Origin of the sequence: Pseudomonas sp. B22129 (assembly GCF_044218875.1) — a bacterium.
In the GTDB taxonomy this organism is placed as follows: domain Bacteria; phylum Pseudomonadota; class Gammaproteobacteria; order Pseudomonadales; family Pseudomonadaceae; genus Aquipseudomonas.
Window position 1 is genome coordinate 3,597,328 of record NZ_CP162592.1, and the last position, 13,881, is coordinate 3,611,208.

The window sequence follows — 13,881 nt, forward strand, 5'->3', positions numbered from 1 at the left end:
GGCAAGGGGCAAACGTGCCCCTTTTTTTGGCAGTTATTGGCTTTCGAAGCGTTTGAGTGAAAACGAGGAAAGGTCCAGGTCACTCGAACCGCGTATGCACCACTGTGCGAACGCTTCGCCCAACGCCGCCGAGTGCTTGAAGCCATGCCCTGAACAGGGCGACACCACCAGTGTGTGCTGCAGTGTGGGGTGTTCGTCGATGATGAAGTGGTGATCCGGCGCCACGGTATAGGCGCAAACCGCCGACTTGACGACCTTGGCGGTCACGCCTGCGATACGCCCCTGCACCTGCTGTTCATACATTTCCTGTTCCTGCACCGTCGAGACGGTGCGGTCCAGTGTGTCGGGCGTGGAGGGGGTGTGATACTGCGCCGTGGCAATCTTCAGGCTCCCCTCGCCGGGTAACGCCGGGAAACCGTAGTGGGTCTGGTCTGTGCCATGCGTGAGGATGTAGGTGGGCGACTTCCCGACCAACTCGGCGCCCGGCTCAAGCTCGAACCAGAAAAGCTCTTGCCGGTAAACGCTGAGCAAGCGATCAAACGGCGCTCCCAACAAACCTCCCGCCCAATTGCCCGCGCTGACCACCAGCTTGTCGGCCTGCAACGTACGTCTGTCGGTGGTCACCGTTACGCCGTGGGCGTCGGAGCTGATATGGGTGACAGTCTCGCCCTTGTACAGCGTGGCCCCGTTTTGCTCAGCCAGCTTCAATTGCACATCAATGCACCGCTCGGGGCGTACAAAACCGCCTTCGGGTTCGTAGTAACCGATGGCGCTGTCGACCACTTGGGCAAACTGGGGGAAGCGCCGGCGAATCTGCGCAGCGTCCAGCTGTTCGTGTTTGATTCCGTAGGTTTGCGCCAGGCTTATTGTGCGCAGGGTAAAGTCGGTTTTATCGCCGGGGTCGAAGTCAGCGCTGGAGGTCAGCACCAACAGGCCCGACTGCTCAAACAGTGCTTCCCCCGACAACGCTTCAAGCTCGCGCCAGATACGGTGCGAGTTGCGCACAATGGGCACGTACTGCGCACCCTCACCGACAGAAAGCCGTGTGATCCGGGTATCGCCGTGGCTCGAACCCCATGTATGGGGCGGGTGATGACGGTCAATGCCGGCCACTTTTACACCGGCCTTTGCCAGTTGATAGACCGTGGCCGCACCCATGGCGCCGAGGCCGATGACCAGCGATTGATAGCGTTCCAAGGTTGATACTCGCGTCTGGGGGAGCGGACTAGTTGAGGCCAAGGCGTAAAAAAAAACAATGAGGATTTACGGGTAGCGTAGCTGTTGAGAGGCGACGTGTAGATCAGCCATAGTGACTGCTGGTCTCAACCCAGGAAGAAGCCGTGAGCGTGCCGCATCATGAACAACCGCCGATAGCCCACCGACTGCGCAAAGCCCTGGTCACCGACCTGCCCTTGATCTACCGGGGTGAGCGCGAGTACATCCAGCGCTGGGAGCCCAGCCACGAAGACGGCTGGCTGCGCCAGACCGAGCGGCACCTTGCGGATTGGATAAACCACTTCGACCGCTTGATTGTCGCCACGGTTGATGAGCAGTTTGCAGGTTATTGCTTGTGGATGCCGCAGGACGGCTGCGCGCTGCTGTGTACGATTGGCGTCGGGGCGCAATACCGTCAAAGGGGTTTAGGCGCTGCGCTGTTGACGGCCTACGCCAGCGAAGCTGGCCTAGCAGGGTTTACCCATTTGACCTTGAGTGTGCGTGCCGACAACCCCGCGAGGCGGCTGTATGAAAGCGCCGGGTTTACGCAGACGGGAGCGGACGCCAATGGCTATTTGAGGTTCGAGCTGGAGGGTTGACGCTTCCCAGAGGGCCACGGGATTTTTACCCGTTGTTTATCGCTGCTGAAAGGCTATTTTCAACCCCAGCCCCATAAACAACGTGCCAATGATTTTCCCTTCCCACCGCCGCAGCCTCGCAAGCCCCTTGAACCCCCGGCTCAACGGGCGGATGGCGATGGCCAGCAGGCTGGTGTACACGGCGCTGAGCCCGGAAAAAATCAGGCCCAGCACCGCGAATTGAACCAGCGACGAGCCGGCTTCGGGGTGGACGAATTGCGGCAGGAAGGCGAGGAAGAAAATTGCGGTTTTCGGGTTCAGCACCTCGGCGCCCACGGCCTGGAAAAATGCCTGGCGCGGCGTGACGGCGGGCAAGGCCAAGCGGGTGTTCGCGCCCGACTGAGCCATGAACGCCCGTATGCCCAGGTAGATCAGGTAAGCGGCGCCGGCCCACTTCACGGCGTTGAAGGCTGTGGCTGAGGTCATCAGAATCGCCGACAACCCCAGTGCTGCGCACAGGGTGTGTACAAGGTCACCGCACGCCACGCCCAGGCCGGTCGCCACGCCGACCTTGCGGCCACCTTGAAGCGTGCGCGTGAGTACCAGCAACACGGAAGGGCCGGGAATCAGGAACAAGCCAATCACAACGGCGATGTAGGTGATGAGGGAGGCAGGTTCAAACATGGCGGCTTATCTCGACGCGGGGCTTGGGCCACAGTAATCCTCAGCCTGCACCTGAATGCAACCCCGCGTCGATGACCCCTAACCGAGCTTCACATTCATGGTGATGCTCGCGGTAAACACCTTGACCCCGGCTTCATCAAAGATCGTCACCGGCACGAACTTGTCGCCGGCAGTTTGCCAGTCAATGCCCGAGCCATCGGCCACCGCGCGGATGTTCGACTTGGCTTTGGCCAGATATTCCACGGTCATGCCCTTGGGAATCCATTTGGCGCCCGAGGGAATTGATACGTCCGTCATTGTGCCGCCCGCCAACTCGGCGGCGTTGCATAGGGCAATGGCGTGCACTGAGGCCAAATGGTTGGTGATCTCCTTGCGAAACGGCACGTTGACCACCGCGTGGCCGGGGCGCAGCTCGGAGATTTCCGGCGTGATGGTGCTGAAATACGGAGCGACCTGACACGCCATTTGGCTGAACGCAGCCGGGCCGACGCTGTTGAACATGTTTAGGAACTGGCTCATGGACTATCCTCGAAATTGGTTTACAGAATAATATTCTGTAACGGAACAATATTCCGCCATTCCGAGGAGTGTCAAGCCATGCCTTCTCTGCGAGCCGATGTACCTTTAGACTCCGCTGATTTGGCGAGCTTGCTCATGCACGCACCTGATTTGATCGAACGCACCTTCCCCGGCCGGCGCAGCGAGCTCAAGCGCAGCATCCTGCGCCAGGCGCTGGCGTGCTTTAACGAGGTGGGCATCGAAGCCACCAATATCGAAACCATCCGCGCGTTATGCGACACCAGCGTGGGGGCGATCTACCACCACTTCGGCAGCAAGGAAGGCATTGTTGCGGCGCTGTTTTTTGCCGCGCTTGAGGACCAGAGCGCGCTTCGCGACACCTATTTGCAACAGGCTGACAGCGCTCACGACGGTATCGTGGCGCTGGTGCAAAGCTATGTCGAATGGGTGAGCGAGCAACCGGAATGGGCGCGCTTCGTGTTCCAGAGCCGCTTTGCCGTGGCGAACGGGCCGTTCAAGGACGAGTTACTGTCACGCAACAAACTGCGCAACCAGCAATTGGCTGACTGGATGAGCGTTGAGGGCCGCAAGGCGCATTTCAGCCACCTTCCCGCCGAGCTTTTGCCGTCATTGATCATCGGCTCGGCGGAAAGCTATTCACGTGCCTGGCTGTCGGCACGGGTAAAGCAAAGTCCGCGTGAGTATGGGCACGTACTGGCAGAAGCGGCCTGGCGTTCGATCTGCCCGGATTAAGGCGAACTTTCAGGCGAACAACGCGGTGGCGCCCGTCAGCAGTGACACGGCCACGCTCATTTCGTGAAGTGAAACATGTGCCGACGGCAGCTGTGGTTTGATTTGTGGGTGGCGTTAAAAAAGCTGGGTCTTTGAGGGCTCGAGGGTGCTTCTCAAGCACCGAAGTTAAACGCAATGGAGACGCGCGGCCTGGCGCCTTCAAAGCGTTGCACTGAATGCATCAGCCAGGAGGGGAACATCACAAATGTTCCACTGGTGGCCGCATAGGTGCTGCTGAAACCGGCCGTCAGGCAATCCTCGACACGCATGCGCAGGGCTGGGTTGTAGGTTGATGCGACCATGCCGCGCGGGTCTATAAACTCCAGATCGCCGCCCACTGCGGGGTCGTCTTCGCGCCCCCCGGCGTCGACCCAATAAACCCCCAACCAAAACGCACCCGGGTGGCCATGCAGTGAATTGCTGTGCCCCGCTTGATTCACGTTGGCCCACGCGTTGAGTTTCCATTCAAAAGCGGGCTCGGTTAACCCGTATTGTTCGCTGTGAACGGCGGTGAGTTGAGTGGCGAACGCGGTGGCGAATGTCACCAGCGCAACGCAGGAGGCATCGTCCCATTTCTGGAAGTCGTTCGCGGACTGCCAGCCGCCCTCATTGCTACGCTGCGCGCCTCTCAGATCGTGGGCCATGCGGCGGGTGATCACGGCTTTCAGTTGTGCGTTGAGCGTGGCTGCGTCGGGGTATTGGATACTCGCCAAGGGCGTTGTGAAGAGCCGTTTGATCGTTATCAGTTCGGGATCTACCGGGTAGTTACTGGGCAGCATCAAGGCGTCATCGGGTGGCGGTATAAGCCATAAACCTTAACGGATCAGATAAATGGCTGATGTAAACCTTTGTCAAAAAAACAGGGGTGGTGAGTACAAATACCTTACAGAAAAAGACAGAAAATGCCCTGAATTTCCAATTGGTTGAAGAGTTTCCGATGTTCGCCGTTGTTATCGTTTCCGGGACGACCGGTGAGATTGCAATGCACACAGAGGCTGGGGTCTGTTGTTTGAAAAAGTTTTGGCCTGGCCCTGACTCATCGTGGTTTGATCTGCGAGTGGCAATTAATGCAGAAGGCTTTTTACCGGCAGGCGTTTTCAATAAGGAGTCACAATGATTGACCTGAAGCAGGATGCTCTGACGATTACACACTTCAATCAACAGTTCGATGCGCTGATCGGCCGGCATAAAGAGGCCGTGCTTTCGGGGCTGGGAAACGACCCTCAACGCATCATCATCCGCCATTATCTGAATGTGTTGGTGGAACTCAGCCAGCAGGGCTGTCGATGCCTGCACGCCAAGGCGTTCTCTACGCTGGAGGCCTTGAGCCGGGTCATCATGGAGCAATCGGCCAACCTGCTCTACATCGGCATGGACGCGGGCGATAACGCGCTCGCACTGCTGCGCAGCAGCAAGCAGATGACCGCCGGCAATGGCAAGGCCTGGGCGGCTTACCTGGACTCGCAGGGCGCCCACAATCCGGCTGCGCGAGCGCGGCAGGCGAATGGCGAGGCGATGTTGGCGCACTTCGACGAGCGCTGGCCAAAGGTCGAGCGCTACCCCGGCGGCAAAGGCTTGTTCACGGCTCTTGGCTGGGAAAACCACTACCACGCTTTCTATGCGCCGCTGTGCGATTCCGTCCATAGCTATTCTGACGATATGTCCGCACTGGTCGGCTTCGGTGACCTGTTTGTACAGTCACCGTCAGAGGGTGAGCAGTTGCTCCGCTACTGGGACAAGGAGCGCCGCCGCCTGGCGACGTATCACTATGCAATTGCGCTGGGCCTGCGTGCCGAGGCGTCCATCCGGCTGTTCAACCTGCTGACTTCCGAACTCGAAGATGACGCCGCCGATGCCATCTTCAAACCGCTGAGTGACCTGATCAAGCGCCATGATCAGTTTGACCATGGCCGCTTGGACGGGATGAAGGAGGACGGTGCGGTGTTTGGCGATTTTGCGATCAAGACCTGACCGCGGGCGTCTGCTCTGCCGAGTTCATTGCCCGCGTTACAGGTACTGTGCAGATTTGCAGAGTCAAACCGGCGTACGGCGAAACGGCCGAAACGCTCTCCACATTTCCTGCGCAAAAATCTGCGGCTGTTCGAACGCGGCAAAGTGCCCGCCTTTTTCCACCGCATTCCAATAAAACACATTGGCCCACGCTGCCTCAGCCCAGGCCCGTGGCGGCTTGAAGGTTTCGGCCGGGAAAATACTTGCGCCCATGGGCACCTCAATGCGTTCAACCCCACCTCGGGCCGCCGAGAAGAAATCCGCCCCGCGAATGGTCGCGCCCACGCCTTCCCAGTAGAGGCGCGCACTGGAGGTGCCGGTGCCGGTAAACCAATACAACGAGATGTCATCGAGCATCTGGTCACGGGTGAGGGCGTCTTCCGGGCGGCCGTTGTTGTCGGTCCATTCCTGGAATTTTTCGTACATCCAGGTGGCCATGGCGATGGGCGAGTCACTCAGCCCATAGCCGATGGTTTGTGGGCGGGTGTTCATCTGGTTGGCGTAACCGGCCTTGTCGGACACGTAACGCTCAATGTCTGCCAGGGCCTGGCGTTCCTCTTCGGTGGGGTTGGCGGGGAGCCGGGCCGGCACCACCATCGGTAAGTTCACGTGCGCCGCCATCAGCCCTTGGGGGGCCTGGCCTGCCAGAGCAGTGGTGATGGCCGCGCCCCAATCGCCGCCCTGCGCTACCCAGTTTTTATAGCCAAGGCGTTCGGTCATCAATACCGCCCAGGCCCGGGCGATACGCGCCGGGTTCCAGCCTTGCTCGGTGGGTTTGTCGGAAAAACCGTAGCCCGGGATCGCAGGCACCACTACGTCAAAAGCGTCTTCGGCGTTGCCGCCAAACACCACCGGATCGGTCAGGCGCTCGATCACATCCAGAAACTCCGCCACTGAGCCCGGCCAGCCGTGTGTCAGCAGAATCGGCGTGGCGTTGGGGTGCTTTGAGCGGGCATGGATAAAGTAAATGCCCACGCCGTCGATGCGCGTGCGGAACTGCGCGAACGTATTCAGACGCGCTTCAAAGGCGCGCCAGTCATAGCGGTTGAGCCAGTAATCCACCAGCGATTTGGCGGCGTGTAACGGAACACCCTGGGACCAATCGCTCACCAGCTCCTGGTCCGGCCAGCGCGCCAGGCTCAGGCGCAGACGCAAATCATCCAGGGCGGCCTGAGGTACGTGGACTTCAAAGGCAGTCACCGCTTCGGTGGCGGGTGGCAACACCAGTGCGTTGCGCGCAGTGCTGTCGTTAAGGGCGGGCATATAAGGGGTGGCGAGCATTGCTTTCTCCGTGAACTATTGGTTGTAGCGACCGCTACAAAATAGCTCGAGCAGAAATGCCGCGTCAATGATATTGTATCGGCCGATACAGAAACGGCGAGTGAGCCCCATGGCGAGAAAAATTGCATTCGATTACGACCAGGCCGTGGACAAGGCCAAGGTGCTGTTCTGGCAGCGTGGCTATGTCGCCACGGGCTTGCGCGACCTGCTGAAGGTCATGGATATCGGCGAGAGCTCTTTCTACAACTCCCTCAAAAGCAAAAAGCACCTCTACCTAGCATGTGTGCAGCGTTACGAAGATGACGTGGTGGCCCGGCGCCTGGAAGCGCTGGTGTCTGCCCCCACTGCTGCCGCCGGCATCCGCGCGTTTTTCACGGCCATCCTCGATGATCTTGATACCGCGCAACTGCCATCGCCGTTGTGCATGGTTGCGGCCATGGTCACCGATGTGGTGCTGTCCGACCCTGAACTGCGCGAGCGCGCCGAACAAGGGCTGGAGGCGGTGCGCGGGATCATGTGTGAGCGCTTGATCGAAGATCAGGCCAGCGGCGTGCTCCCGGCTTCGCTGGACCCGCAGGTGACCGCCTCAGTGTTGCTGACCTACCTGCAAGGCCTGTGGCGCATGGCGTTGGTGAAGTTTGAAAGGCCCGTGTTTGAGCAGCAGGTGAACGCGTTTCTGCGCGGGATGGGGCTTTAGGCGCGCGTTACTTGCGTGCCAGGCGCCGCCGCCAATCTCCACCCTGTTGGGCCTGGCATTCTTCTTCCGAATCAAAACGCACGCAACGCTCCATCGGTATCGGCGCCACGTCGGCTTCGAGCAGGGCGGCGGCGGTCAACTCGCGCATGCGTTGGTCGGCGCCCGTCGACAGGGCGTGGTCCTTGTTGGCGCGAGTATCGAACACCCAGGTGATGCGCAGGCTATGGGGGAATGTGGCGTAGTCGACGGTGTGGGTCAGCCAGTCGAAACCTGGAATTTCAGCCTTGGCGGTTTCGCAGGCGTCGGTCAGTGTGGCGACCAGGCGGCGTTCGAGGCGGGCGTTGTCGCGTTTGGGTGAAGGCATCAAAACTCCGGCGTTTGTTGTCATTTCAAGTGTTTCCAAATAACCCTATCCCATTGTTCACTCAGGGTCATTCTGGAAAAGTCAGCCTTCAGCCGCACAAAAGCTGAACACCACCGAACATCCGCCCATTTCGCGTGGTCAGAGCTTTACTGATAATCTGCTACTAGCTCAATGCCAGCTCCCCAGGGGCCTCCATGAAAACCTTGCGCACCGCCTTCCCGGCCGCGTTTCCCCGAGGCGTTTCCCGCGCCTCGCAAACGGCTCTCTCAGACATCGAATTTCTGCATCGCATCAGCCTCGACCTGATCGGCGAACAGGACCTCGAAGCCCTCTATGCCAAGATTGTCGATGCGGCCGTGTCCATCACCGGTTCGCAGTTCGGCACCATGCAGATGCTGTGCCCGCAAGGGCATGCGTCCGGGCACGATGGCGAGTTGCAGTTGCTCTGTTCCCATGGCCTGCCGCCCGAAGCCGTCGGCTTCTGGCAATGGGTGAGCCCCTTTGCCTACAGCAGTTGCACCATGGCCCTCAAGCTGGGCCAGCGCGCAATCATCCCTGACTTCGAACAGTGGGCCGACATTGCCGGCACTGAAGACTTGCAAGCCTTCCGCCGTGCGGGCATCCGCGCGGCGCAGACCACGCCGCTGCGCTCGCGCGATGGCCGTTTGCTCGGCATGATTTCCACCCACTGGAGCCAGCCGCACCAACCGTCCGAACGTGACCTGCGCCTGCTCGACATCCTCGCGCGCCAGGCCGCCGACCTGCTGGAGCGCACCCAAGCGGACGAGGCCCTGCGCGAAACCCAAGCCCAGTTGCGCGCGCTCAATGAAACCCTCGAACAGCGCGTGGCCGAACGCACCGCCATGTTGATGCAGGCTGAAGAAAAGCTGCGCCAATCGCAGAAGATGGAAGCCGTCGGCCAACTCACCGGTGGCCTGGCCCACGACTTCAACAACTTGCTGGCGGGCATCTCCGGCGCCCTGGAACTGATGAACCGACGCATTAACCAAGGCCGCCTCAGCGACGTGGACAAATACATGGTCGCCGCCCAAGGCGCAGCCAAACGCGCCGCCGTGCTGACCCAGCGCCTGCTGGCGTTTTCGCGGCGCCAAACCCTGGAGCCGCGCGCCACCAACGTCAACAGCCTTGTGTACGGCATGGCCGAATTGATCCAGCGCACCGCAGGCCCTGGCATCCAGATCGAGACCCTCGGTGCCGCCGATGCCTGGAATGCTTTTGTTGATGCCAGCCAACTGGAGAACGCACTGCTCAACCTGTGTATCAACGCCCGCGATGCGATGCCCGAAGGTGGCCGCATCACCCTTGAAACAGCCAACCGCTGGCTCGACCACAGTGCTGCCCGCGCCTTTGACCTGCCCGAAGGCCAATACCTGTGCCTGAGCGTGCGCGATACGGGCTCCGGCATGCCACCTGACGTGCTCGCCCACGCCTTCGAGCCTTTCTACACCACTAAACCTATCGGCCAGGGCACCGGGCTGGGCTTGTCGATGATCTACGGCTTTGCCCAGCAATCCGGCGGCCAGGTGCACATTCACTCCCACGTGGGCGAAGGTACCTGCGTCACGCTCTTTCTGCCGCGCCATCATGGTGCCGCAGCTTTCGACGAACTTGCCCCCGGGCAAGCTGAAATCGAAGGGGCTCAGCACGGTGAAACCGTACTGCTGGTGGACGACGAGTCCACCGTGCGCATGCTCCTCGCCGATGTGCTCGGCGAACTCGGCTACACCGTCATTGAAGCCGCCGACAGCGCCGCCGGCCTGAAACTGCTGCGCTCAGACGTGCACATCGACTTGTTGGTGACCGACGTCGGCTTGCCCGGTGGCATGAATGGCCGGCAAATGGCCGAGGCGGGAATGCAACTGCGGCCTGGGTTGAAAACGCTGTTTATCACCGGCTACGCGGAGAATGCGGTGATGGGGTATGAGCAGCTGGGGGCGGGGATGGGCGTGTTGACCAAGCCGTTTGCGGTGGAGGTGCTGGGGGGCAGGGTGAGGGAATTGTTGGGGCGGTAGGGGGGCGGATCCATCTTCAATAAACCCGCCCCTCTCTGTTACGGCAGCACCTTGGCAATCGCGTCAAACGCGACCATATCGTCGATCACCTCGCCCCCGGTGGGTTTGGTCTGCGCTTGCCACGCCACAATCACCAGGTTTTTGGTCGGGTTGATATAGATGAACTGACCAAACGTACCGGCTGCCGTAAAGGCTTTATCGGCCTTGGAAGCCGCTGTCCAGCCCGGCCACCACATGGAGGCAAACTCACCGTCCTCCTCGGTTTTGCCGGTGGTCGCGCTGGCGAAACTCAACCAGCCTTCAGGCAAGATTTGCTGCCCACCCGCCTTGCCGCCGCTGAGTACGAACTGGCCAAAACGGCCGTAGTCTTCCAGGGTTGCGCTGATGCCGCTGCCGCCGACCTCATTGCCGTTCGCGCCGTCGAGCCACCACTTGGCGTCGGTCTGCATGCCATAGGGGGCCCAGATTTTCTCGCTCAGGTATTGCGTCAGTGGTTTGCCCACCGCCGAGCTGACCAACTGCCCTAATACCTGCGTTTCACCGGTACTGTAGTTGGTGCGCGTTCCCGGCGGCGCGGCAGTGGACAGGCTTGCCATGAACTTGAGCATGGAGCCGGACACCTGTTCGCTGCGCAACTTGATCAAGTGGCGTTCGTCCTAGGTGGGGTCGGTGTATTTCTCGTTCCATTTGACCCCGGAACGCATGGCCAGAATCTGCCGCACGGTGACCTGGTCGTACGCGCTGCCTGCCAACGAAGGCAGATAGCGAGTCACCTTGTCATCCAGGCTCTTGATGGACCCATCCTGCAGCGCCGCACCCACCAGAGTCGACGTGACCGACTTGGCCACCGACATCGACATCCAGCGCGTCTCGGCTGTATTGCCCTTCTCATAACGCTCATCAACGATCTTGCCGTCCTTGAGCACCAACAGGCCGGTTACATGGTTGGTCGCCACGTAGTCGTCTAGGGTGTAGTGCTTGCCTTTGAAGTCAAAGGCCACCGGGGGCAGGGGCTGGCTGCTGCGCGGCAGCGGGAAAGGGTGGCCCCCCGCCTTGATTGTGCGCACCGGGAACAAGCGGTCGGTGTTGCGGAAGGTGGTGACCGCCAGTTCTTCGCTGAGCCTGCCGTCAAAAATGGTTTGTACGTCGCCAATCGGCTCCTGGGCGTGCGGGTAGGGCTTGGTGGCGTCGGGGTGGGTGGCGCACGCGGACAGCGACAGCGCGAGGGTTGCAGCGCACGTCAGTAGGTGAAGAGGGTGGAGCTTGAAGCGCGATAAAGGGCGAGGGAGTGCGGGCATAAGAACCTCTTTGATTATTTTTCATCGGTCTTAAACGGCGTTGCGCACGTCCGAAGGAAAACGTGCCAGGGAGAAGCATGCGATGGGCGATTTTTTTTGGCGCGCGGGATCGGGACGGGTTTTGCGTGGGATTGGGCCGTGGGCAGAAGCTTCACCAACGGGCCTTATATCCATCATGAGGAGGGCTAAAGGTTTAGTGAAATCAATTCATTTTCTCTCGAACAGTTGCTCAGCCTAAAATGCACCTTAATTAAAGAACATATAAATATTCTTGGGTAAGACCGCAGAGATAGCGTGGGAGCATTTCAAGGACCACGCGATTGAGGTGTTATCTCGATAGTCAGGGTGTCAGATTACAATGAGTACTGATTTTTCATTTTCGATTAAAAGCATCGGTTTCGACGAGGATTATCATCCTTCGGAAAATACGCGCATCACGACTAACTTCGCCAACCTGGCCAGAGGGGCAAGCCGTCAGGAAAACTTGCGCAACACCCTGACAATGATCGATAACCGCTTCAATGCCCTCGCGCACTGGGATAACCCCAGGGGCGATCGCTATACCGTCGAACTTGAAATTATTTCCGTCGAGATGGACCTGGCTGTTGAAAACGGTGGTCGTGCCATCCCGCTGATTGAAATATTGAAAACGACGATTATTGATCGAACAACCGGTGAGCGTGCCGACGGTATCGTCGGCAATAATTTTTCCTCCTACGTTCGGGATTATGACTTCAGTGTGGTGTTGCTGGAGCATAACAAGGGCAAGCCCGAGTTCGGCATTCCAGAGGGGTTTGGCGAGCTGCATGGCCAGCTGTTCAAGCATTTCGTGAACTCGAAGGCCTACACGGATCATTTCAACAAGCCGCCGGTTATTTGCCTGAGCGTTTCAAGTGGCAAGGTCTATCACCGCACTGAAAACACGCACCCGGTATTAGGTGTTGAATACCAGCAGGACGAATACTCATTGACCGATGAGTACTTCAAGAAGATGGGCTTGAAAGTTCGCTATTTCATGCCCGCCAACAGCGTTGCTCCGCTGGCGTTTTACTTTTCCGGTGATTTGCTGGGGGATTACACCAACCTTGAGCTGGTCAGTACCATTAGTACGATGGATACCTTCCAGAAGATTTACCGCCCCGAGATCTATAACGCTAATTCGGCGGCAGGGAAATCCTATCAGCCGAGTCTGAAACATCAGGATTATTCACTCACGCGCATTGTTTATGATCGCGAAGAGCGCAGCCGGCTGGCCATTGAACAAGGCAAGTTTGTTGAAGAGAACTTTATCAAGCCGTACCAAACGGTGCTGCAACAATGGTCCGCCCACCACGCGCTCTGATTCATTTAAAAGACAAGGTCATCTGTTATGAAAAAGCTGTTACCCACTTCCACTGCCGGTAGTTTGCCTAAACCGTCCTGGCTCGCCCAACCTGAGACGTTGTGGTCACCCTGGAAACTGCAGGAAGAAGCGTTGGTGGAGGGCAAACAGGATGCGTTGCGCCTGGCCCTGCAGGAACAACAGCAAGCCGGTATCGATATCGTCAGTGATGGTGAGCAGACTCGCCAGCACTTCGTCACGACCTTCATTGAGCACCTCAGCGGCGTGGATTTCGAAAAGCGTGAAACTGTGCGCATTCGTGACCGCTATGACGCGAGCGTACCGACTGTGGTCGGCGCGGTAACCCGCCAAAAACCCGTGTTTGTGGAAGATGCCAAATTCTTGCGCCAGCAAACCGATCAACCCATCAAGTGGGCGCTGCCAGGCCCGATGACAATGATCGATACGCTGTACGACAACCACTATAAAAGCCGCGAAAAACTGGCCTGGGAATTCGCCAAGATTCTCAACCAGGAAGCCCGGGAGCTGGAAGCCGCGGGCGTGGATATCATTCAGTTTGATGAGCCGGCCTTTAACGTTTTCTTCGATGAAGTGAACGAGTGGGGCGTTGCCACCCTGGAACGGGCAATCGAAGGGCTCAAGTGTGAAACGGCGGTGCACATTTGCTACGGCTATGGCATCAAGGCCAATACCGATTGGAAAAAGACCCTGGGTTCAGAGTGGCGCCAATATGAAGAGGCGTTTCCAAAACTGCAAAAATCCAGCATCGATATCGTCTCGCTGGAATGTCATAACTCCCACGTGCCGATGGAGTTGATTGAGCTTATTCGCGGTAAAAAAGTGATGGTGGGTGCCATTGACGTGGCGTCCAACCTCATTGAAACGCCTGAAGAAGTCGCCAATACCTTGCGCAAGGCCCTGCAATTTGTGGATGCCGACAAGCTCTACCCGTGCACCAACTGTGGCATGGCGCCGCTTTCCCGTGGGGTTGCAAGAGGCAAGCTGAATGCTCTGAGTGCGGGCGCTGAAATAGTCCGAAGAGAACTCTCGAACTAAGTATTCAGGATT

Annotated in this window: 14 protein-coding genes and 1 pseudogene; 8 read left to right on the forward strand and 7 right to left on the reverse strand. The window is 58.9% G+C overall.

What is annotated here, in order from left to right; translation table 11 throughout:
* Positions 1 to 33 precede the first annotated feature (33 nt).
* The gene (gene solA, locus AB4P94_RS16605) at positions 34 to 1,197 is read right to left on the reverse strand and encodes an N-methyl-L-tryptophan oxidase (RefSeq protein WP_395606484.1); all 1,164 of its coding nucleotides are present in this window, start codon (positions 1,195 to 1,197) and stop codon (positions 34 to 36) included.
* A 143-nt stretch (positions 1,198 to 1,340) separates the two neighbouring features.
* Between solA and AB4P94_RS16610 the strand changes: the two genes are divergently transcribed.
* Entirely contained in the window at positions 1,341 to 1,814 is a 474-nt protein-coding gene (locus tag AB4P94_RS16610; RefSeq protein WP_395606485.1) for a GNAT family N-acetyltransferase, read from the forward strand.
* A 36-nt stretch (positions 1,815 to 1,850) separates the two neighbouring features.
* Here AB4P94_RS16610 and AB4P94_RS16615 read toward each other — a convergent pair whose 3' ends face one another.
* Positions 1,851 to 2,477: a LysE family translocator gene (locus AB4P94_RS16615; protein ID WP_395606486.1), complete on the reverse strand. Its 627-nt coding sequence runs from the start codon at positions 2,475 to 2,477 to the stop codon at positions 1,851 to 1,853.
* A 78-nt stretch (positions 2,478 to 2,555) separates the two neighbouring features.
* Complete coding sequence (locus AB4P94_RS16620) at positions 2,556 to 2,996, reverse strand: hotdog fold domain-containing protein (protein ID WP_395606487.1); 441 nt, start codon at positions 2,994 to 2,996, stop codon at positions 2,556 to 2,558.
* Positions 2,997 to 3,131: 135 nt separating this feature from the next.
* Here AB4P94_RS16620 and AB4P94_RS16625 point away from each other — a divergent pair, with 135 nt between their 5' ends.
* Positions 3,132 to 3,749 (forward strand): TetR/AcrR family transcriptional regulator, encoded by a 618-nt coding sequence (locus AB4P94_RS16625; protein ID WP_395606488.1) that lies wholly within the window; start codon positions 3,132 to 3,134, stop codon positions 3,747 to 3,749.
* Positions 3,750 to 3,901: 152 nt separating this feature from the next.
* On the opposite strand, the gene AB4P94_RS16630 is transcribed toward AB4P94_RS16625, so the two are convergent.
* Positions 3,902 to 4,567, reverse strand: coding sequence for a TIGR02466 family protein (locus tag AB4P94_RS16630; protein WP_395606489.1), 666 nt, complete (start codon positions 4,565 to 4,567; stop codon positions 3,902 to 3,904).
* Between the two features lie 89 nt (positions 4,568 to 4,656).
* Between AB4P94_RS16630 and AB4P94_RS16635 the strand changes: the two genes are divergently transcribed.
* A complete protein-coding gene (locus tag AB4P94_RS16635; RefSeq protein WP_395606490.1) occupies positions 4,657 to 4,905 on the forward strand; it encodes a hypothetical protein in 249 nt (82 codons plus the stop codon).
* Entirely contained in the window at positions 4,902 to 5,759 is an 858-nt protein-coding gene (locus AB4P94_RS16640; RefSeq protein ID WP_395606491.1) for a DUF5677 domain-containing protein, read from the forward strand. The genes AB4P94_RS16635 and AB4P94_RS16640 overlap by 4 nt, the downstream gene beginning before the upstream one ends.
* A gap of 63 nt (positions 5,760 to 5,822) precedes the next feature.
* Here AB4P94_RS16640 and AB4P94_RS16645 read toward each other — a convergent pair whose 3' ends face one another.
* Positions 5,823 to 7,079: an epoxide hydrolase family protein gene (locus AB4P94_RS16645; RefSeq protein ID WP_395606492.1), complete on the reverse strand. Its 1,257-nt coding sequence runs from the start codon at positions 7,077 to 7,079 to the stop codon at positions 5,823 to 5,825.
* Positions 7,080 to 7,188: 109 nt separating this feature from the next.
* Here AB4P94_RS16645 and AB4P94_RS16650 point away from each other — a divergent pair, with 109 nt between their 5' ends.
* Complete coding sequence (locus AB4P94_RS16650) at positions 7,189 to 7,776, forward strand: TetR/AcrR family transcriptional regulator (RefSeq protein WP_395606493.1); 588 nt, start codon at positions 7,189 to 7,191, stop codon at positions 7,774 to 7,776.
* A gap of 7 nt (positions 7,777 to 7,783) precedes the next feature.
* Here AB4P94_RS16650 and AB4P94_RS16655 read toward each other — a convergent pair whose 3' ends face one another.
* Positions 7,784 to 8,140: a hypothetical protein gene (locus AB4P94_RS16655; RefSeq protein WP_395606494.1), complete on the reverse strand. Its 357-nt coding sequence runs from the start codon at positions 8,138 to 8,140 to the stop codon at positions 7,784 to 7,786.
* 194 nt (positions 8,141 to 8,334) lie between these two features.
* Between AB4P94_RS16655 and AB4P94_RS16660 the strand changes: the two genes are divergently transcribed.
* Positions 8,335 to 10,173, forward strand: coding sequence for an ATP-binding protein (locus tag AB4P94_RS16660; protein ID WP_395606495.1), 1,839 nt, complete (start codon positions 8,335 to 8,337; stop codon positions 10,171 to 10,173).
* 38 nt (positions 10,174 to 10,211) lie between these two features.
* On the opposite strand, the pseudogene AB4P94_RS16665 reads toward AB4P94_RS16660, so the two are convergent.
* Positions 10,212 to 11,471, reverse strand: a pseudogene (locus tag AB4P94_RS16665) (serine hydrolase domain-containing protein).
* A 358-nt stretch (positions 11,472 to 11,829) separates the two neighbouring features.
* Between AB4P94_RS16665 and AB4P94_RS16670 the strand changes: the two are divergent.
* Together AB4P94_RS16670 and AB4P94_RS16675 are read left to right on the forward strand one after the other, a co-directional pair.
* On the forward strand, positions 11,830 to 12,813 hold the full coding sequence (locus tag AB4P94_RS16670; RefSeq protein ID WP_395606496.1) for a DUF1852 domain-containing protein: 984 nt from the start codon (positions 11,830 to 11,832) through the stop codon (positions 12,811 to 12,813).
* Positions 12,814 to 12,840: 27 nt separating this feature from the next.
* Positions 12,841 to 13,869 (forward strand): methionine synthase, encoded by a 1,029-nt coding sequence (locus tag AB4P94_RS16675; protein WP_395606497.1) that lies wholly within the window; start codon positions 12,841 to 12,843, stop codon positions 13,867 to 13,869.
* Positions 13,870 to 13,881: the final 12 nt, after the last annotated feature.